16 protein-coding genes and 1 riboswitch are annotated in these 18,836 nt (G+C 72.4%); of the genes, 12 read left to right on the forward strand and 4 right to left on the reverse strand.

The genetic code is table 11. The features are described 5' to 3' along the window. The first annotated feature begins 48 nt into the window (after nucleotides 1-48). From DAE25_RS04075 to pcrA, 6 genes are all read left to right on the forward strand, one after another. Nucleotides 49-1,323 (forward strand): ATP-binding protein, encoded by a 1,275-nt coding sequence (locus tag DAE25_RS04075; RefSeq protein ID WP_107764984.1) that lies wholly within the window; start codon nucleotides 49-51, stop codon nucleotides 1,321-1,323. After that, nucleotides 1,320-1,988 carry a LuxR C-terminal-related transcriptional regulator gene (locus DAE25_RS04080; RefSeq protein WP_107764985.1) on the forward strand — a complete coding sequence of 223 codons (669 nt, stop codon included), beginning with the start codon at nucleotides 1,320-1,322 and terminating at the stop codon, nucleotides 1,986-1,988. Before DAE25_RS04075 ends, DAE25_RS04080 begins: the two co-directional genes overlap by 4 nt. Before the next feature lie 93 nt (nucleotides 1,989-2,081). Then, nucleotides 2,082-3,503, forward strand: a complete 1,422-nt coding sequence (locus DAE25_RS04085) for an APC family permease (RefSeq protein ID WP_199907429.1) — start codon at nucleotides 2,082-2,084, stop codon at nucleotides 3,501-3,503. Nucleotides 3,504-3,517: 14 nt separating this feature from the next. Continuing rightward, nucleotides 3,518-3,976: a universal stress protein gene (locus tag DAE25_RS04090; RefSeq protein WP_107764986.1), complete on the forward strand. Its 459-nt coding sequence runs from the start codon at nucleotides 3,518-3,520 to the stop codon at nucleotides 3,974-3,976. Nucleotides 3,977-3,992: 16 nt separating this feature from the next. Next, the gene (locus DAE25_RS04095; RefSeq protein WP_107764987.1) at nucleotides 3,993-4,352 is read left to right on the forward strand and encodes a hypothetical protein; all 360 of its coding nucleotides are present in this window, start codon (nucleotides 3,993-3,995) and stop codon (nucleotides 4,350-4,352) included. A gap of 45 nt (nucleotides 4,353-4,397) precedes the next feature. Continuing rightward, nucleotides 4,398-6,812, forward strand: coding sequence for a DNA helicase PcrA (pcrA, locus tag DAE25_RS04100; RefSeq protein ID WP_107764988.1), 2,415 nt, complete (start codon nucleotides 4,398-4,400; stop codon nucleotides 6,810-6,812). 17 nt (nucleotides 6,813-6,829) lie between these two features. Here the strand turns inward: pcrA and DAE25_RS04105 are convergent, their stop codons facing one another. Beyond that, on the reverse strand, nucleotides 6,830-7,678 hold the full coding sequence (locus tag DAE25_RS04105; protein WP_107764989.1) for a M23 family metallopeptidase: 849 nt from the start codon (nucleotides 7,676-7,678) through the stop codon (nucleotides 6,830-6,832). Nucleotides 7,679-7,891: 213 nt separating this feature from the next. Between DAE25_RS04105 and DAE25_RS04110 the strand changes: the two genes are divergently transcribed. Then, nucleotides 7,892-8,326, forward strand: coding sequence for a cobalamin B12-binding domain-containing protein (locus DAE25_RS04110; protein ID WP_107764990.1), 435 nt, complete (start codon nucleotides 7,892-7,894; stop codon nucleotides 8,324-8,326). A gap of 6 nt (nucleotides 8,327-8,332) precedes the next feature. Here the strand turns inward: DAE25_RS04110 and DAE25_RS04115 are convergent, their stop codons facing one another. Continuing rightward, nucleotides 8,333-9,685, reverse strand: a complete 1,353-nt coding sequence (locus tag DAE25_RS04115; RefSeq protein ID WP_107765414.1) for a cryptochrome/photolyase family protein — start codon at nucleotides 9,683-9,685, stop codon at nucleotides 8,333-8,335. 127 nt (nucleotides 9,686-9,812) lie between these two features. Between DAE25_RS04115 and sucC the strand changes: the two genes are divergently transcribed. Both sucC and sucD read left to right on the forward strand, forming a co-directional pair. After that, on the forward strand, nucleotides 9,813-10,979 hold the full coding sequence (gene sucC, locus DAE25_RS04120; RefSeq protein ID WP_056887258.1) for an ADP-forming succinate--CoA ligase subunit beta: 1,167 nt from the start codon (nucleotides 9,813-9,815) through the stop codon (nucleotides 10,977-10,979). A gap of 18 nt (nucleotides 10,980-10,997) precedes the next feature. Continuing rightward, the gene (gene sucD, locus DAE25_RS04125) at nucleotides 10,998-11,879 is read left to right on the forward strand and encodes a succinate--CoA ligase subunit alpha (protein ID WP_107764991.1); all 882 of its coding nucleotides are present in this window, start codon (nucleotides 10,998-11,000) and stop codon (nucleotides 11,877-11,879) included. A gap of 70 nt (nucleotides 11,880-11,949) precedes the next feature. On the opposite strand, the gene DAE25_RS04130 is transcribed toward sucD, so the two are convergent. Further along, nucleotides 11,950-13,182, reverse strand: coding sequence for a hypothetical protein (locus DAE25_RS04130; protein ID WP_107764992.1), 1,233 nt, complete (start codon nucleotides 13,180-13,182; stop codon nucleotides 11,950-11,952). Between the two features lie 58 nt (nucleotides 13,183-13,240). Further along, nucleotides 13,241-15,130, reverse strand: a complete 1,890-nt coding sequence (locus tag DAE25_RS04135; RefSeq protein WP_107764993.1) for a SigE family RNA polymerase sigma factor — start codon at nucleotides 15,128-15,130, stop codon at nucleotides 13,241-13,243. Nucleotides 15,131-15,243: 113 nt separating this feature from the next. Between DAE25_RS04135 and DAE25_RS04140 the strand changes: the two genes are divergently transcribed. The 3 genes from DAE25_RS04140 to purH all read left to right on the forward strand — a co-directional run bounded on the left by DAE25_RS04140 (nucleotide 15,244) and on the right by purH (nucleotide 18,830). Continuing rightward, a complete protein-coding gene (locus DAE25_RS04140; protein ID WP_107764994.1) occupies nucleotides 15,244-16,509 on the forward strand; it encodes a cell division protein PerM in 1,266 nt (421 codons plus the stop codon). Next, a complete protein-coding gene (purN, locus tag DAE25_RS04145) occupies nucleotides 16,506-17,111 on the forward strand; it encodes a phosphoribosylglycinamide formyltransferase (protein ID WP_107764995.1) in 606 nt (201 codons plus the stop codon). The genes DAE25_RS04140 and purN overlap by 4 nt, the downstream gene beginning before the upstream one ends. Before the next feature lie 20 nt (nucleotides 17,112-17,131). Further along, nucleotides 17,132-17,210, forward strand: a riboswitch (ZMP/ZTP riboswitch). Between the two features lie 27 nt (nucleotides 17,211-17,237). Further along, nucleotides 17,238-18,830, forward strand: coding sequence for a bifunctional phosphoribosylaminoimidazolecarboxamide formyltransferase/IMP cyclohydrolase (purH, locus tag DAE25_RS04150; RefSeq protein WP_107764996.1), 1,593 nt, complete (start codon nucleotides 17,238-17,240; stop codon nucleotides 18,828-18,830). The last annotated feature ends 6 nt before the right edge of the window (nucleotides 18,831-18,836 follow it).

An 18,836-nucleotide genomic window follows, 5' to 3' on the forward strand; every position in this document is an offset into this window, starting at 1 on the left:
TCGTGCCTCATGGGAAGGGTGGCCCTGGCCTGCGACGATGGTGGCACGATGAGTACCCCACTGTCCGTACGCCGTGCCTATCGCGACACGTCCGCCCCCGTGGCCGGCGGCGTCGCGGCCGGCCTCGCGCGCCACCTCGGCATCGCCGTGCTGTGGGTGCGGGTGGCGTTCGTGGTGCTCGCGCTGATCGACGGCCTCGGCATCCTGCTGTACGCCGCGCTGTGGGTCTTCCTGCCGGCGGACAGCGGGTTCGACGACGAGGCGCCCGGCCTGGCCAGCGCCCGCCGCGGGGGACGCCGGCCGCGACGGGCGGGACGGCTCGCCAGCGCCGGGCCGGCGATCGCGATCGGCGCCCTCCTCTTCGGTGGGGTGCTCGGCTTCGAGGCGGTCTTCGGCCAGGGCGTGCTGTTCTGGCCGGTGGTCCTCGGGGTCGCCGGCATCGCGCTGCTGTGGCGCCAGGCCGACGAGGCGCAGCGGGAGCGGTGGCTCGACTCCACGGGCCGGATCGACCCCTTCCGCGCGGTCTTCGGCAACGGCGGCTGGGCGGCGTACGCCCGGGTCGTCATCGGCCTGGGGCTGGTCGTGGTCGCCCTCGTGGTCTTCGGCGTCACCACCGGCTCGGTCCGGTTCGCCGGCCCGGTCGTGGTGGCCGGGCTGCTCGGCATCCTGGGGCTCGCGCTCGTCGTCGGGCCGTGGGCGCTGCGCCTGGTCAACGACCTCGGCGCCGAGCGGGCCGAGCGCGTCCGCACCCAGGAGCGGGCCGACATGGCCGCGCACCTGCACGACTCGGTGCTCCAGACCCTGGCCCTGATCCAGAAGAACTCCGGCGACGCGACCACCGTCGCCCGGCTCGCCCGCGCCCAGGAGCGCGACCTGCGCACCTGGCTCTTCGAGGGCGAGGCGACCGACGACACCACCCTGGCCGGGGCGCTGCGTGACGTGGCCGCCTCGGTGGAGGAGACCCACCCGGTGGTCGTCGACGTCGTCACCGTCGGCGACTGCGCCGACTCCGAGGCCGTGCGGACCGTCGCCAACGCCACCCGCGAAGCGGTGGTCAACGCGGCCCGGCACGCCGGGGTGCCACGGGTCGACGTCTACGCCGAGGCGACGTCCGACGCGGTGGAGGTCTTCGTCCGCGACCGTGGCGCCGGCTTCGACCTCGACGCGGTGGCGGCCGACCGCCACGGTGTCCGCAACAGCATCATCGACCGCATGGCCCGCCACGGCGGCAGTGCCGAGGTCCGTACGTCGCCCGGTGCCGGCACCGAGGTCCGCCTGCACATGCCCCTGCGCACCAACCCCGCAGCACGAGGAGAGTCATGACCGAGCCCGTCCGTCCCGTCCGCCCGGTGAGCGTCGTCATCGTCGACGACCATGCGATGTTCCGTGCCGGTGTGCGCGCCGAGCTCGCGGGAGCGGGTGCCGGTGAGGTCGACGTCGTGGCCGAGGCGGCCGACGTCGCGGAGGCGGTGGCCGCCATCCGCGAGCACCAGCCGCTCGTGGTGCTCCTCGACGTGCACCTGCCCGGGGGAGGGGGCGTCGAGGTGATGCGCCAGGCGCCGTCGCCCCAGGCGCGCTACCTCGCACTGTCGGTGAGCGACGCCGCCGAGGACGTCATCGGCACCATCCGCGGCGGTGCCCGCGGCTACGTCACCAAGACCATCACCGGCCCCGAGCTCGTGGACGCGATCGCCCGGGTGGCCGACGGCGACGCCGTCTTCTCACCGCGGCTGGCCGGCTTCGTCCTCGACGCGTTCGCCGGCTCCATCGACGTCGCCGCGGTCGACGAGGACCTCGACCGGCTCACCGAGCGCGAGCGCGAGGTGATGCGCCTCATCGCCCGTGGGTACGCCTACAAGGAGGTCGCCCGCGAGCTCTTCATCTCCGTCAAGACCGTCGAGACCCACATGTCCTCGACGCTGCGCAAGCTCCAGCTCTCGAGCCGCCACGAGCTCACCCGGTGGGCGTCGGACCGTCGCCTGCTCTGAGCGCCAACGGGGTGGAGCGGATTGACAAAGGCTCCTTGCTTCCGGTGGGGTCGTGGGCAATCCACAACTCCACTCGGGAAGTGAGGGCCACCCGTGGCCGACTCCACCGTCACCAGCACCAACCGCATCGACGAGGACGACGACAGCGGCCTCAAGCGGTCCATCACCGGGGTGCAGCTGTTCTTCTACACGCTCGGGGACGTCCTCGGGTCGGGCATCTACGTCCTGATCGGACTGGTCGCGGCGGCGGTCGGTGGAGCGTTCTGGATCGCCTTCGCGGCCGGGGTCACGGTGGCGGCGATCACCGGATCGGCGTACGCCGAGCTGGTCACCAAGTACCCGCAGGCTGCGGGCTCCTCGCTCTACGTCCAGAAGGCCTTCAACAACAAGGCGCTCACGTTCCTGGTCACGGTCTCGTTCCTCTCCGCGAGCTTCGCGGCGACGGGCTCCCTCGCGGCGGGCTTCGCGTCGTACTTCTCCGAGCTCCTCGACGGCGGACCGCCGGCGCTGCTCGTCTCGCTCGTCTTCGTCGCCGCCCTGGTCCTCATCAACTACATCGGCATCACCGAGTCCGTCGTGATGAACATGCTGATGACCTTCGTCGAGCTGAGCGGGCTGATCATCGTCATGATCATCGGCGTCTGGTACGTCGCCGAGGGCAACGCCGACTTCGGCGTGCTCACCGACATCAGCGTCTCCGGCAACCCGGCGCTGGCGGTCCTCGCGGGCGTGGCGCTCTCCTTCTTCGCGATGACCGGCTTCGAGAACACCGCCAACGTGGCGGAGGAGACGATCGACCCGTACAAGGCGTTCCCGCGCTCCCTCGTGGGCGGCATGATCGTCGCGGGCATCGTCTACGTGCTGGTCTCCATGGCGGCCGCCCTGACGGTGCCGACCGACCAGCTCGCCGGTTCCGACGTCGCGCTGCTCGAGGTGGTCAAGCAGGGGATCCTGCCCTTCTCCACGGACCTGATGACGACGATCTTCACCGTCATCGCGCTCGTCGCGATCACCAACACCACCCTGGTCACACTGGTGACGCAGCCGCGCATCCTCTACGGCATGGCGCGCGAGGACGTCGTCCCCGGGGTCTTCGCCAAGATCCACCCGACCCGGCGCAGCCCTTGGGTGGGCCTGCTGTTCAGCGGACTGGTGGTGGGCGGCCTGCTCGTCACCGGCACCCTGGTGACGCAGGCGGGCGGGTCGCTCGACATCGTCGAGCGCCTCGCGCTCGTGACCGTGGTGTTCCTGCTGGCGATCTACGCGCTCGTGATCGTGACCTGCCTCAAGCTGCGTGGACAGGACGAGGACGAGCGGGCGTTCCGGGCCAACACACCGCTGCTCATCGTGGGGCTGATCGGCAACCTCGCCATCCTCTACTACGCGATCTACGACGACCCGACGTCCTTGTACTGGTGTGCCGGCCTGCTCGCCGTCGGTGTCGTCCTCTACGCCGCCGAGAAGCTCTTCGGCAGCAAGGGCACCGCCGCCACCGCTCCGCCCCTCGAGAAGTGACCTGGAGGTCTGACATGCACGTCATCGTCGCCACGGACGGATCGAAGCAGTCGCTCGCGGCTGCCAAGCACCTCAAGTCCTTCGCCGACCCGGACAAGATCACCGACGTCTCGGTGGTCGCGGTGATCCGCCCGCTCGCGTCCGTCGCGTTCGCCGACGACGTGTCCGACAACAAGGGTGCGTGGCCGACGGGATCGTTCCGCGACGCCGCCGAGAGCGCGGTCGCCTCGATCGCGGCTGTCTTCGACGGGTGGGGCCCCAAGGTCCACAAGCGGATCCGCAGCGGGTCGGCGGCCAACGAGATCATCAAGGCGGCCAAGCAGTACGACGCCGGGCTGGTCGTGGTCGCCGCCGGCGGCCGGGGCCTGAGCGACAGCGTGCTGGTCGGCAGCACCGCCCAGCGCGTGCAGCACTACGCGCCGTGCCCGGTGCTCGTCGTACGCCCTGCGCCCCGCAAGGGACGCAAGGCCTGACCACTAGGCTGCGGCCATGGAGATCCTGCGCCTGGTCCTGCTGTTCCTGCACGTCCTCGGCTTCGCCGCGCTCCTCGGTGGACTCGCGGTCCAGGCGCGCGACACCGACAAGCGGGTCAACCCGGCGATGCGCGACGGGATCGGCACGGCGTTCCTCACCGGCCTGCTCCTCGTCGGTGTCCTCGAGGCCGGGGACACCGCCGTCGACCACACCAAGATCGCGGTGAAGTTCGCTGTCGCCCTGGTGCTGCTGGTGCTGGTGATGGCCAACGTGCGCAAGCCCAGCATCCCGCAGGGGCTGTGGGTCGGGCTGCTCCTGCTCACCGTGCTCAACATCGGGGTGGCCATCTTCTGGGCGCCCGCGCACGCCGCCTGATCGGGTCCGCGACTGTCCGTCCCGCGACGTAGGGTTGGGGACGAGATGAGCATCCCCTTCCCGCTGCCCGGCTTCGAGTCCGCACCGCCCGTCGAGGAGGCCCGCAGCACCCGCAGCGGGCCGTCCCGCGAGGAGCTGCTCGAGGGCCTCAACGAGCCCCAGGCGGCCGCCGTCGTGCACGCCGGGGCGCCTCTCCTCGTGGTCGCCGGCGCCGGCTCGGGCAAGACCCGGGTGCTCACCCGCCGCATCGCGTGGCTCATCTCCGAGCGCAAGGCCCACCCCGGGTCGATCCTGGCGATCACCTTCACCAACAAGGCCGCGGCCGAGATGAAGGAGCGCGTCGAGGAGCTCGTCGGTCGGCGGGCGCGCATCATGTGGGTCAGCACCTTCCACTCTGCCTGCGTGCGCATCCTGCGCAAGGAGATCGACAGGCTCGGCTTCAAGTCCAACTTCTCGATCTACGACTCGGCCGACTCCAAGCGACTGATGACGCTGGTGCTCAAGGATCTCGAGCTCGACCCCAAGCGCCACCAGCCCGGCGCGGTGCTCCACTGGGTCAGCAACCACAAGAACGAGCTGCGCGACCCCGAGGACGCCGCCAAGGACGCCCGCAACGGCTTCGAGGAGGCCTACGCCAAGGCCTACGCGACCTACCAGCGGCGCCTGCGCGAGGCCAACGCCCTCGACTTCGACGACCTCATCATGCTGACCGTGCACCTGTTCCAGGCGTTCCCGGACATCCGGCAGAACTACCGCCGCCGGTTCCGGCACGTGCTCGTCGACGAGTACCAGGACACCAACCACGCGCAGTACGCCCTGATCCACCAGCTCTGCGGCCACGACCTCGAGCGTGGCGACGGCCCGGGCGACGAGCCCAGCGAGCTGATGGTCGTCGGTGACGCCGACCAGTCGATCTACGCCTTCCGCGGCGCCAACATCCGCAACATCATGGACTTCGAGCAGGACTTCCCCGACGCGACGTCGATCATGCTCGAGCAGAACTACCGCTCGACCCAGACCATCCTGACGGCCGCAAACTCGGTCATCTCGAACAACGCCTCCCGCAAGGACAAGCGCCTGTGGTCGGAGGCCGGTGACGGTGAGCGGATCGTCGGTTACGTGGCCGACGACGAGCACGACGAGGCCCGCTTCGTGAGCGAGGAGATCGACAAGCTCGTCGACGCCGGCCGCAAGCCCTCGGACGTGGCCGTCTTCTACCGCACCAACGCCCAGTCACGCGTCTTCGAGGAGGTGTTCATCCGCACCGGCCAGCCCTACAAGGTCGTCGGTGGGGTGCGCTTCTACGAGCGGCGCGAGGTGCGCGACGCGCTGGCCTACCTGCGGATGCTGGTCAACACCGCCGACCAGATCTCCGTCCGGCGGGTGCTCAACACCCCCAAGCGCGGCATCGGCGAGAGGGCCGAGGCCTGCGTCCAGGCGCTGGCCGAGCGCGAGCGGATCACCTTCTGGGAGGCCCTCGTCCGAGCCGACCAGGCGCCCGGGCTGGCCACCCGCAGCCTCAAGAACATCCAGGGCTTCGTCGCGATGGTCCAGGAGCTCCAGTCGATGGTCGACGCGGGGGAGCGTCCCGACGTGGTGCTCGAGTCGGTGCTCGAGCGCTCGGGCTACCTCACCGAGCTCGAGGCCAGCGACGACCCCCAGGACGCCACCCGCGTGGAGAACCTCGCCGAGCTCGTCGCCGTGGCCCGCGAGTTCTCCGACGACCCGCAGCCCGGCCCGAGCGCCGACCCGGCGGAGGTCGAGGAGGGCGTCGTCAGTGTCGGGCTCGGTGACTTCCTGGAGCGGGTCGCCCTGGTGGCCGACGCCGACCAGATCCCCGACGCCCCCGATGGCGAGGACGTCGGCGTGGTCACCCTGATGACCCTGCACACCGCCAAGGGGCTCGAGTTCCCGGTCGTGTTCCTGTCCGGTCTCGAGGACGGGGTCTTCCCTCACCAGCGGTCCCTGGGCGACCAGACCGAGCTGGAGGAGGAGCGCCGCCTCGCCTACGTCGGCGTCACCCGGGCCCGCGAGCGGCTCTACGTCTCCCGCGCGATGGTGCGGTCCGCCTGGGGAGCCCCCTCGCACAACCCGGCCAGCCGCTTCCTCGACGAGCTGCCCGTCGACCTCGTCGACTGGCGTCGCACCGCCGAGGCGCAGACCCGCTGGGGCCGGCCCGACCTGGCCGCCAACTCCGCCGCGCGGCTGGGCGCGCCCACCGCTGCGGGTCGCCGCAACTTCTCCTCGGCCGCCGCGCGCGCCGATGCGATGTCAAAGGCCAAACCGGCGCGCGAGATCCCGTCGCTGGAGCCCGGTGACCGGGTGCTGCACGACTCGTTCGGGCTGGGCACGGTCGTGACGCTCGAGGGAGCGGGAGACAAGTCGGTCGCCTCGATCGACTTCGGGTCCGAGGGCGTCAAGCGGCTGCTGCTGCGCTACGCGCCGGTGGAGAAGCTCTAGACGCGGATCAGATCAGGTCAGGGCGTCACACCGTGCTCGAGGAGCGCGGTGAAGGGGTCGACCGGGTCGCCGCCGCCGGGACGGACCTCGAGGTGGAGGTGCGGGCCGGTGGAGTTGCCGGTGGAGCCGACGGTGCCGATGACCTCGCCGCCGCGGACGGTGTCGCCGACGCTGACGTCGATCGAGGTCTGGTGGCAGAACCACAGCTCGGTGCCGTCCTCGAGGGTGAGGACGGTCTTGTTGCCGTAGGAGCCGTCGTAGCCGGTCTCGGTGATCACGCCGTTGGCGATGGCGCGGATCGCGGTGCCGGACGGGGCAGACATGTCGAGGCCGGTGTGGACGCTCGACCACAGGTAGCTCGAGGCGCCGAAGGTCGCGGAGATCCGGTAGCTCGCCAGCGGGAGGACCCACTGGTTCTCCCGGATCTTGGCCGACTGCTTCTCGGCGGCCTGGGCGAACTGCTCCAGCGCGGCGTGCTGCTCCTTGGCCTGCGCCTCGGCGGCCTCGATGAGCTCCTGGTTGGCCGCGTCGGCCTGGGCGTCGCGGCGGGAGTCACGCGAGACGACGGCGTCGCGGCTGGTCGTCGGCGCGACCTGGGCGATGCCCATGGTGCCGGCGGCGGCGATGGAGGTGCTGCCGGACGTGACCTGCCCGGCGAGGTCGGCGTCCGAGGCGGTGACGGCTCCGCCGGCCGAGATGGCCAGGGCGGTGACGCCGAGGAGGATCGGCGCCGAAGGGAGGGAGCGGAGGAGGGGACTGCGTCGAGCGGGGGCGGTGGCCCTGCGCTTGCCCACGACGGGGACGGCGACGACGGGTGCTGCCGAGGTGCTGCGGCGGGGGCCGCGATGCGCTCGGTGGTTGCCCATAGAACGTCCTCAATCTGCCGTGGTGGGGGATGGGTGTCGGCCGCCGTTGGGCGAACCGACCCCAGACTGTAACGGAAAGGTCACGACCGCCGAAATCAGCGGACCCGTCGATTGTGGACGAGCCCCTCGGCCTGCGCAGCGGTTCACGATAGATGGCCCGATCGGGCCATCGAGGTGTGGGGTGGCTCACGTCGCGGGACTAGCCTCCCGTCCATGAGCACGCCGACCACGTCCCGTCGCCTCCGTGTCGTCGTCGGCGAGCCCGGGCTCGCCGACCACGACCGTGGCGCCGAGATCGTCGCCCGTGCCCTGCGCGACGCCGGCCACGAGGTCATCTACGCCGGCCCGCACCAGACCCCGGAGCAGGTCGTCGAGACGGCCATCCAGGAGGACGCCGACCTGATCGGCCTCTTCGTGCTCCCCGGCGCCCACTCGACCCTCTTCACCGAGCTCGGCCGGCTCCTCCGCGAGCGCGACGCCGACGACATCGTCGTCCTCGGCGGCGGGATGATCCCCGAGGAGGACGTCCCCCTGCTCCGCGAGGCCGGGGTGGCCAAGGTGTTCACCCCGGGCGCTCCGACCACCGACGTCACCGGCTGGGTCGCCGAGTACTTCTCCGACGCCGAGCAGGACCCCGCACCGGCCTGATCCGGCTCAGCGGCCGCGCACCGCGTCGTACCGCTCGAGTGCCTCGGTGCGTTCCTCGGCGTGGTCGACGATCCGCAGGGGGTAGTCCTTCTCGTAGCCGACGTCGGACTTCCACGGCTCGTGAGCGAGCTTGCCGGGCAGGTGCTCGAGCTCGGGGACCCACCGCCGCACGTAATCGCCGTCGGGGTCGAACTTGGTGCCCTGGGTGACCGGGTTGAAGACCCGGAAGTACGGCGACGCGTCGGTGCCGGTGCCTGCCACCCACTGCCAGCCGTGGTTGTTGGACGCGACGTCGCCGTCGATGAGCTGGTCGAGGAAGTGGCGGGCGCCGACCGGCCACCACACGTGCAGGTCCTTGGTGAGGAAGCTCGCGGTGATCATCCGCACCCGGTTGTGCATCCAGCCCTCGTGCAGCAGCTGGCGCATCCCGGCGTCGACGATCGGGTAGCCGGTGGTCCCGGTGCGCCACGCCTCGATCGCGTCCTCCGGCTCGTCGTAGCGCATGCCCTGCAGGGCGGGCTTGAGGTCGGCCCACGCGGAGTCGGGGTGGTGCCAGAGCACGTCGGCGTAGAACTCGCGCCAGGCGATCTCGGTCTCGAAGGTGTGGGCGCCCTGGCCGCGGACGTCGCCGAGATCGGCGAGCAACGAGCGCGGGTGCACGACCCCGAGGTGGAGGTAGGGGGACAGCCGGGACGTGCCGTCCACGGCCGGCTTGTCGCGGTCGGTCGCGTAGTCGGTCACCAGCTCGTCGCGGAAGTGCCGCCACCGGCGCCAGGCCGCGTCCTCGCCCGGCGTCGGCATGCCTGCCGGACCGGTGCCGGCGGCCTCGCCGAGCAGCCGGGTGGCCCGGTCGTCGGAGTCGAGGTCGACCAGGTCGGGGTCGCGCGGGGTGGGCGCCGGGTCCACCCAGCCGTGGGCCCGCCAGGCCTTCGCGAACGGCGTGAACACCTGGTAGGGCCCGCCGGAGCCGTTGAGGACGCGCCCCGGTCCCACGGCGTACGGCGAGCCGGTGGCGGTGAGGGGCACCTCGCCCAGCGCGTCGTCGACGGCCGCGTCGCGTCGCCGCCCGTACGGCGTGGTCTCGGCCGAGACGTGCACGGCCGACGCCTCGACCTCGCGGGCGACCTCCGGCACGACCCGGACCGGGTCGCCGTACCGCACGACCAGTCGTCCACCGAGGCGCTGGTCCAGCGCCGCCAGCGTCCCGGCGAGCCAGGCCCGGCGGGCGTCCCCGGCGCCCTTCCAGAGGCGTGGATCGACGACGAAGAGGGCCACGGCGGGGCCGTCGGCGAGCGCCGCACGCAGGGCCGGCTGGTCGCGGACCCGGAGGTCGCGTCGGAACCACATCACCGCAGACATGTCGTCCAACGTATCGGCGGCGTGAGCAGGGCCACCACGCCCGACCTCGATGTGACCCGCCCGACAGGTCTAGGGTGCCGAGAGGAAATCCTGGACGAATACGCAGACGAGAAGGAACGGGTACGTCGTGGACTTGATGGAGTACCAGGCGAAGGAGCTCTTCGCCAAGCACGGAGTGGCCGGCGCGCTCGGCAAGACCGTCGAGACCCCCGAGGACGCTCGCGCGGCCGCGGAGGAGATCGGTGGTGTCGTCGTCGTCAAGGCCCAGGTCAAGGCCGGGGGTCGCGGCAAGGCCGGCGGCGTCAAGGTCGCCAAGTCGCCGGAGGAGGCCGAGGAGGCCGCCCGCGCGATCCTCGCCCTCGAGATCAAGGGGCTCCCGGTCAACCGGGTGCTCGTGGTCCCCGGGGCCTCGATCGAGGAGGAGTACTACTTCTCCTTCCTGCTGGACCGCTCCAACCGGTCCTACCTGTGCATCGCGAGCGTCGAGGGCGGTGTGGAGATCGAGGAGGTCGCCAAGACCAACCCCGACGCCGTCAAGAAGATCGCCATCGACGCCGGCACCGGCGTGGACGAGGCCAAGGCGCGCGAGATCGCGACCGAGGCGGCGTTCCCCGAGCCCGTCTTCGAGCAGGCCGTGACGATGATCCAGCAGCTGTGGACCGTCTTCGTCGAGGAGGACGCCACGCTCGTGGAGGTCAACCCCCTCGCCCGCCTCACCGGTGACAAGCTCGAGGCCCTCGACGGCAAGGTCTCGCTCGACGAGAACGCCGAGTTCCGCCACGAGGACCACAAGGCCTTCGAGATCCGCGAGGAGGCCGACCCGCTCGAGGCGAAGGCCAAGGACAAGGGCCTCAACTACGTCAAGCTCGACGGCGAGGTCGGCATCATCGGCAACGGCGCGGGCCTGGTCATGTCCACCCTCGACGTGGTCGCCTACGCCGGCGAGGCGCACGGTGGGGTCAAGCCCGCCAACTTCCTCGACATCGGTGGCGGCGCCAACGCCCAGGTGATGGCCGACGGCCTCGACGTGATCATCCACGACGCGCAGGTCAAGAGCGTGTTCGTGAACGTCTTCGGCGGCATCACCGCGTGCGACGAGGTCGCCAACGGCATCAAGGGCGCCCTCGAGATCCTCGGCGACGAGGCCACCAAGCCGCTCGTCGTCCGACTCGACGGCAACAACGTCGAGGAGGGTCGCCGCATCCTCAACGAGCTCAACCACCCGCTGGTCACCCAGGTCGACACCATGGACGGCGCGGCCGACAAGGCCGCCGAGCTCGCCCACCAGGCCTGAGGGACGGAGAAAGAGAACATGTCGATCTACCTCAACAAGGACAGCAAGATCATCGTCCAGGGCATGACCGGTGGGATGGGCTCCAAGCACACCACCCTCATGCTCGACGCCGGCAGCACCATCGTGGGTGGCGTCAACGCCCGCAAGGCCGGCACCACCGTCGAGCTGGGCGGCCAGGAGCTGCCCGTCTTCGGCAACGTCAAGGAGGCGATGGCCGAGACCGGCGCCGACGTCAGCGTGGTCTTCGTGCCGCCGGCGTTCACCAAGGACGCCTGCATCGAGGCCATCGACGCGGGCATCGGCCTGCTCGTGGTCATCACCGAGGGCGTGCCGGTGCAGGACACCGCCGAGGTGTGGTCCTACCTGCAGGGCAAGTCCACCCGGATGATCGGTCCCAACTGCCCGGGCATCATCACGCCCGGTGAGTCGCTCGCCGGCATCACGCCGCACACCATCGCGGGCAAGGGCCCGGTCGGCCTCGTGTCCAAGTCGGGCACGCTCACCTACCAGATGATGTTCGAGCTCAAGGACTTCGGCTTCTCGACCGCCATCGGCATCGGTGGCGACCCGATCGTGGGCACCACCCACATCGACGCCCTCGAGGCCTTCGAGAACGACCCGGAGACCAAGGCGATCGTGATGATCGGCGAGATCGGTGGCGACGCCGAGGAGCGGGCCGCGGCCTACATCAAGGACCACGTCACCAAGCCGGTCGTCGGCTACGTCGCGGGCTTCACCGCCCCCGAGGGCAAGACGATGGGCCACGCCGGCGCGATCGTGTCCGGCTCGTCCGGCACCGCGCAGGCCAAGAAGGAGGCCCTCGAGGCCGCGGGCGTGAAGGTCGGCAAGACGCCGTCCGAGACCGCCGAGCTCATGCGGGAGATCCTCAACTCCCTCTGATCCACCCGGCATCCTCGTACGGCCCGGCAGGGACACCTGCCGGGCCGTACGACGTCCGGGGGAGCGCCGCTCAGCAGCCGGCGGCGGTGAAGGCGCACATCGCCGGGGCGATCCGCCTCGTGAGGGCCGTCCGCTCGCGCACCGTCCGGTCGGCACCGTCGAGGGTGCCCTCGCCGTACACGTGGGTCATCAGCAGCGCGCTGCCCACCCGGGTGAGCTGGAAGACCGAGGCCCCGAGGCCGTTGTCCCAGGTGAGGCTGAAGGTCACCGAGTCGTGGCCGGTGTCGGCCCCGTGGAGCGTCCACACCTGGTGGCCCGGGGCGTCGGTGCACCCCTCGACGACCCCGCGGACCTGGGGCACCACGGTCGAGGCGACGTCGGCGTCGGCCAGCACGACGAGGTCGCGGGCGTCGACGTGCTCGGGCCCGTGGGCGTTGACGGCCAGCCGCGCCTCCGACGCGCCGGCCGGCCAGACGGTCGACCCACACACCTCGACCTCGCCGACCCCGTCGGCCTCGGGGGAGGGTGGGACGACGTCGAAGTCCCCCCCGTCCTCCGGGAGGTCGAGACCGAGGGGGAAGTCCGCAGGGACGGCCGAGGCGGCTGTCGAGGGAGGGGTCGAGGGCACCGTCCCACCGAAGGCTCGCATCGCCTCCAGCACCGGGGCCAGCGCCTGGCGCCCCTGGGTGATGCCGTCGTCGAGGACCGGCCCGGGACTCCACTCGGCGTACGACGACGTGACGAGCAGGGCGGTGCCCACGGGGACCACCTCGATGATCTCGGCGCCGACGCCCACCAGCCCGCCGGTCGCGTAGGTGTGGACCACCGTGGCGGCGCCCGGGCCGGCGTCGGACGCCCGGACCTCGGTGAGCGTCTCGCTGTCCGGGCCGGACTCCTCGACCGGGCACCCGTGCGCGGCGTCCAGCACCTGCGCCGCCACGGCGGACGCGCGCTGCGGGTCGGCGAAGACCATCAGGTCGCGGGTGGAGGAGTACTCGGGGCCGCTGGACGCGGCGGTGGCCCGGTCCGCGACCTCCAGCCCGCGCAGCGGCCGGGTGCCGCAGAAGTCGAGCATCCGCATCCCCACCCCCCGCGCGCCGGCGACGACGATGTCCTCGCCCGACTCGTTGGGCGGCATCCCCTCGGTGAGCGGGAAGTCACCGGGCACCGCGATCGCCGGGTCCGCGGGGGCCGACGCCGGAGCACGGGAGGCGTCCGACTCGGCGACGGGCGCGGTCGGTGACGAGCCGCACCCTCCCGCGGCGAGCACCAGCAGCAGCAGTGCGGCAGCGTTCCTGGACATGGATCCCCCTTCGACGGACGTGTCGAGGGGAGACGCGGGCGGGGGCCGCGAAGTTGCCTCAGCGGGCGCTGGGCAGGTCGCTGAGCCGGTCGAGGGCGCGGTCGGCGACGGCGGTGAAGTCGGCCCGGGTCATCGTCATGCCCTGGTCGGGCGTGAAGCCGAGCTGGGACACGGCCTTGCCGTCGCGCATGATCGCCATCAGGAACTCGACCGAGCGGGAGTCGGAGATCTCGATGTCCAGGTCCCAGACGGTGATCTCCTGCTGCCCGCGCGAGCGCTGCACCATCGGCTGGACGGTGGTGCCGAGGTTGGCCTGCCCGCAGCGGCGGATGCGGTCGCGCACCTCCTCGACGAACTGCCGCGCCCGCTTCTCGGGCATGGTCGCGACGGTCTGGGTGAGGCCGAAGGTGTCGACCTGCGTGTTGGCCGGGAAGAGGAAGGTCCGCGTCAGGTTGTGCTTGAGGCCCTTGGCGTCGAAGGTCGTGTTGTCGCAGCGGGTCGAGGCGAAGTTGGTGCGTGCCCGCTCCGGGTCGGTGCCGACCCACGGGCCGCGCGCGTTGGTGACGGGTGGCAGGTCGACGGCCGCCAGCATGCCGGCGGGACGGCCGACGGGGTAGGGCGAGACGCGGACGGCCCGCGGGGGACCGGCGCACGTGCCGGCGCCGGGGCTGCCGCAGAGGGCGTTGACGGAGGCGGCGAGACCGGTGGCGGCGGTGCGGGCGTCGGGCGCGGGGCCCTGCGAACGGACCACCGTGGTGACCAGGGCCTGGCCGGTGCGGGCGAGGGCGACACTGATGCCGCCGGGCTGCTTGGCCCAGCTGCGCAGCGAGAGCACCACGGCGTCGTCGCCGACGCGGGCGACGCGGTGCGTGGCGAGCAGCTGGGTGCGGGGGTCCTGGCACTCGGTGTACCAGCGCAGGGCCGTCGTGTATGCCGCCGCGGCCCGGTCCTCGTCGGCCGACAGCTCGACGAACTCGGTGACCGTCGACCGGACCTGCTCCACCCGGCGCTCCTGGGTGCGGTTGCCGCCCCGGTTCTTCCTCGTCGTCCGGGTCACCCGCTCGGACCCGTCGAAGTCCCGCACCAGGGCGCCGACCCCGGCCGGGTCGGCGAAGCGCTCGAGCTGGCAGGGGACGACGAGCCCGTCACCGCCGAGGTTGGCCTTCGTGGACCGCTCGGTCCACGAGAGCCGGCGGTCGTAGCGCCCGAGCTGGTCGTCGGTGAGCAGCGTCGACTCGTCGAGGGCGAGGACCTCGTCGGCCTCCTCCACGGCGCTCGTGGTGACGCCCGAGGTGGTCGGCTCGCGCTCCAGGGTGGTCGGCTCGGCGCCGCCCGAGGCGACGACGGTGCCGGAGACCAGCAGGGCGGCGACGGCGACGCCGGTCCCGACCACGGTGTGGGTACGACGCCGCGCGGTGCCCTGGCGCCGCACGATGGAGGCGCGGGGCCAGCGCTCGCTCGCCAGCGGGCCGCGCAGGTCCTCGAGGAGACGGCGTGCGTGCGTGCTGGGCACCTCGCGCGCGATCGAGAACTGTGACGTGCCGCTCTGCAGTGCACGCTCGGCCTCGCGGCGGGGGACCCCGATCGTCTGGGCGATGTCGTCGAGGGGGAGGGGCGACAGGCTGGTGAGGACGAGGGCCTTGCGCTCGACGCTGCTCAGCCCCGAGAGCGCCTCGAGGGTGGCCCTGACCTCGTCGTCGAGGCCCTTCTCCCGGTGCCAGGGGCGGGCGGTGTGCCGACGCTGCGCGCGACCGTGTGCGAGCGGGCGGACCCAGGACTCCCGGTCCTCGAGCCGGCCGACCTTGCGCCAGTGCTGCCAGGCGACCGCGAACGCGTCCCGCACCGCGGCGCGCGCGGCCGGGACGTCGCCGGTCAGCGCGTAGGTCTCCAGCAGGAGACGGTCGCGCGAGCCGGCGTAGAAGTCGTCGAACGCGTCAGGGCTCCTCATGGCCCGTCCACGGTACGTGAGGGGCGGGGGAGAAGCACACCGGACGGGGCATCGCGGCCCCTCGGCGTGGCCTCCGCGGACGTCGTGCGACGGCGGGTGATGATGGCGGGGCCATGACCTCCCTGCTCCCTCCCCGCGCCGCGGGACCGCGCGCCTCCGACCGCCCCTCGGCCGACGGCCGCCGCGACCGGCAGCGGCCCCTGGCCCTCGTCGCCTCGCTCGGAGGCGTGGCGGCCGCCCTGGCACCGCTGCTCGTGCTGGCGGCGGCCGGGGTGATCGGCTGGTTCACCGCCGACGCCGGCGCCCACGGCACCCCCAGCGACGGGATGCGGATCGGCGCCCTGGCGTGGCTGATGGGCCACGGGTCGGGCGTGACCGTGCAGGGCGCAGAGGTCGGCATCGTGCCCCTCGGTGTGACCGCGATGTCCGCCTGGGCCATGTGGCGCATCGGCCACCGTGTCGGCGACGCGGTGTCCGGCCACGGCCCGGACGCCGATCGGATCGCCGACGGCGAGCGGGACTTCACCGTCCCGGCGGCGGTCGCCCTCTTCTTCGTCGGGTACGCCGTCGTGGCCGTCGTCGTCGCCTCCGTCGCCGCCTCGGTCGACACCGAGCCCTCCACCGCCCGGGTGGTCTGGTGGAGCCTGCTGATGACCCTCGCGGTCGCGGCCCCTGCGATCGCGATCGGCTCTGGGCGGGCCGCGATCTGGGCCGCCCTGGCCCCCGCCGTCGTCCGCGACGGGGTGGGTGCCGCGCTGTCCGTGCTCGGCTGGTTCCTCGCCGCCTCGGCGCTGGCCTTCGTGGCCGCGCTGCTCGTCGGGGCGGGCGATGCGGCCACGACGATGTCCCAGCTGCACCTCTCGGCCGGCGACGCGGTCGTCTACTCCCTCGTCAACGTGGGCCTCGCGCCCAACGCCGTCCTCTTCTCCGGCTCCTTCCTGCTCGGCCCCGGCTTCGCGGTGGGCGGCGGCACGATGGTCTCCCCGGGCCTCGTCGTCCTCGGACCGCTGCCCCTGCTGCCGCTGCTCGCGGCCCTCCCCGGCGCCGGCGCCACCGCCGGCTGGGTGGCCTCCCTCGTCGCAGTCCCGCCCGTCGTCGCGGCCCTCGCCACGGCGTGGTGGCAGCGACGCCGTCCGACGCTGCGCTGGGACCACGGGGCGTTGCGCGGGTGCGGCGGCGGCATCGTGGCGGGCGTCGCCTTCGCCGCGCTCGCCTCGGTGGCCGGCGGGGTCGCGGGACCGGGCCGCATGCAGCACGTGGGCCCCTTCGTCACGGACGTGCTCGTGCACGCCATCACCGCCTTCGGCGTCGGTGGTCTCGTCGGCGGTCTGGTCATGACGTGGTGGCAGCGCCGCCACGCCCTAGAATCCGCCGGGTGACCGCTCGCCTCGTCGTCCTCGTCTCCGGCTCCGGCACCAACCTCCAGGCCCTGCTCGACGCCTGCACCGACCCGTCGTACGGCGCGCGGGTGGTGGCCGTGGGTGCCGACCGCGACGACATCGAGGGCCTCGCGCGCGCCGACCGGGCGGGCGTGCCGACCTTCGTCAAGAAGCTCGGCCACTTCACCTCCCGCGACCACTGGGACCGTGCGCTCGCAGACACGGTGGCGGCCTTCGAGCCCGACGTCGTGGTGCTGGCGGGCTTCATGAAGCTCGTGGGTGACGAGTTCCTCACCCGCTTCCCCGGCCGGGTCGTCAACACCCACCCGGCGCTGTGCCCCGCGTTCCCGGGCACCACCGGGCCGGCGGACGCGCTGGCCTACGGAGTCAAGGTCACCGGCGCGACCCTCTTCGTGGTCGACGGCGGCGTCGACACCGGACCGATCATCGCCCAGACGGTGGTGCCGGTCCTCGACGACGACACCAGCGCCACCCTCCACGAGCGGATCAAGGTCGCCGAGCGGACGATGCTGGTGGACACCGTCGGGATCATGGCGCGCGACGGCTGGGAGCTCGACGGGCGCCGGGTGCGACTCGGCTGACGAGGCCGGGTTCCACTACTCTGGCCCCACACGACTGGCGCAGGTGGGCGACCACCGGGGAGTGAACCGCGCAGAGCATCGACCGCCTGGGTGCTCGCCTCCACCGCTCGACCTCAGGAGTCTCCCGTGTCCGACCCCGCTCTCGTCCACGACCAGGTCCCCGTCCGCCGTGCGCTCGTCTCGGTCTACGACAAGACCGGCCTCGACGCGCTGGTCCGCGGCCTGCACGACGCCGGTGTCGAGCTCGTCTCCACCGGCGGCTCGGCCGCCCTGATCGCCGGCCTCGGCCTGCCCGTCACGCGGGTCGAGGACCTCACCGGCTTCCCGGAGTGCCTCGACGGACGCGTCAAGACGCTGCACCCGCGCGTGCACGCGGGCATCCTGGCCGACCGCCGCCTCGAGTCCCACGTGCGGCAGCTCGCGGAGCTCGAGGTCGAGCCGTTCGACCTCGTCGTGTCCAACCTCTACCCCTTCACCCAGACCGTCGCGTCGGGCGCCTCGCCCGACGAGTGCGTCGAGCAGATCGACATCGGCGGCCCGTCGATGGTCCGGGCCGCGGCCAAGAACCACCCCAGCGTCGCCATCGTCACCTCGCCCGACCGGTACGACGACGTCCTCCGCGCCGTCGCCGCCGGCGGCTTCACGCTGGCCGAGCGCCGCGCCCTGGCCGCCGAGGCCTTCGTCCACACCGCGACGTACGACGTGCACGTGGCCAGCTGGATGGGCAACGTGCTCACCGACACCTCCGAGGGCTCCGGCTTCCCGGCGTGGATGGGCGCGACGTGGACCAAGCAGGCCGTGCTGCGCTACGGCGAGAACCCGCACCAGCGCGCCGCCGTCTACGCCAGCGGCTTCGTGCCCGAGCCGGGCCTGGCCCAGGCCGAGCAGCTGCACGGCAAGGAGATGTCCTACAACAACTACGTCGACGCCGACGCGGCCCGCCGCGCGGCGTACGACTTCGCCGACCCGGCCGTCGCGATCATCAAGCACGCCAACCCGTGCGGCATCGCGATCGGCGCGGACGTCGCGGACGCGCACCGCAAGGCCCACGAGTGCGACCCGGTGTCGGCCTTCGGCGGCGTCATCGCCACCAACGTGCCGGTCAGTGTCGCGATGGCCCGGCAGGTGGCCGAGGTCTTCACCGAGGTCGTCGTGGCGCCCGGCTACGAGGACGGCGCGGTCGAGGTGCTGGCCGCGAAGAAGAACATCCGGATCCTGGTGTGCGCGCCCGCCGCCACCGGTGGCGTCGAGACCCGGCCGATCTCGGGCGGCCTGCTGATCCAGGCCACCGACGCCATCGACGCCCGCCTCGACCAGGGCGGCGACGCCCCGGCCTCGTGGACGCTCGCCGCCGGGGAGGCGCTGACCGACGCCGAGCTCGCCGACCTGGCCTTCGCCTGGCGCGCCTGCCGGTCGGTCAAGTCCAACGCGATCCTGCTCGCCCGCGACGGTGCCTCCGTGGGCGTCGGCATGGGCCAGGTCAACCGCGTCGACTCCTGCCGGCTCGCCGTCGAGCGGGCCGGCGAGCGCGCGGCCGGCTCGTACGCCGCCTCGGACGCGTTCTTCCCCTTCGCCGACGGCGCGCAGGTCCTCCTCGACGCGGGCGTGCGCGCCATCGTCCAGCCGGGAGGGTCGGTGCGCGACGAGGAGGTCGTGGAGGCCGCCCGCGCGGCGGGCGTGACGATGTACTTCACCGGCACCCGGCACTTCTTCCACTGACCGACG

The sequence above is a fragment of the Nocardioides terrigena genome (assembly GCF_003047265.1).
Classification (GTDB): domain Bacteria; phylum Actinomycetota; class Actinomycetes; order Propionibacteriales; family Nocardioidaceae; genus Nocardioides; species Nocardioides terrigena.

Coding starts and splice junctions, on each gene's coding strand:
- pcrA (WP_107764988.1), top strand. CDS start 4,398: ATGAGCATCCCCTTCCCGCTGCCCGGCTTCGAGTCCGCACCGCCCGTC.
- DAE25_RS04130 (WP_107764992.1), bottom strand. CDS start 13,182: ATGTCCAGGAACGCTGCCGCACTGCTGCTGCTGGTGCTCGCCGCGGGA.
- sucD (WP_107764991.1), top strand. CDS start 10,998: ATGTCGATCTACCTCAACAAGGACAGCAAGATCATCGTCCAGGGCATG.
- DAE25_RS04110 (WP_107764990.1), top strand. CDS start 7,892: ATGAGCACGCCGACCACGTCCCGTCGCCTCCGTGTCGTCGTCGGCGAG.
- DAE25_RS04080 (WP_107764985.1), top strand. CDS start 1,320: ATGACCGAGCCCGTCCGTCCCGTCCGCCCGGTGAGCGTCGTCATCGTC.
- DAE25_RS04090 (WP_107764986.1), top strand. CDS start 3,518: ATGCACGTCATCGTCGCCACGGACGGATCGAAGCAGTCGCTCGCGGCT.
- DAE25_RS04105 (WP_107764989.1), bottom strand. CDS start 7,678: ATGGGCAACCACCGAGCGCATCGCGGCCCCCGCCGCAGCACCTCGGCA.
- DAE25_RS04075 (WP_107764984.1), top strand. CDS start 49: ATGAGTACCCCACTGTCCGTACGCCGTGCCTATCGCGACACGTCCGCC.
- DAE25_RS04135 (WP_107764993.1), bottom strand. CDS start 15,130: ATGAGGAGCCCTGACGCGTTCGACGACTTCTACGCCGGCTCGCGCGAC.
- DAE25_RS04140 (WP_107764994.1), top strand. CDS start 15,244: ATGACCTCCCTGCTCCCTCCCCGCGCCGCGGGACCGCGCGCCTCCGAC.
- DAE25_RS04095 (WP_107764987.1), top strand. CDS start 3,993: ATGGAGATCCTGCGCCTGGTCCTGCTGTTCCTGCACGTCCTCGGCTTC.
- DAE25_RS04115 (WP_107765414.1), bottom strand. CDS start 9,685: ATGTCTGCGGTGATGTGGTTCCGACGCGACCTCCGGGTCCGCGACCAG.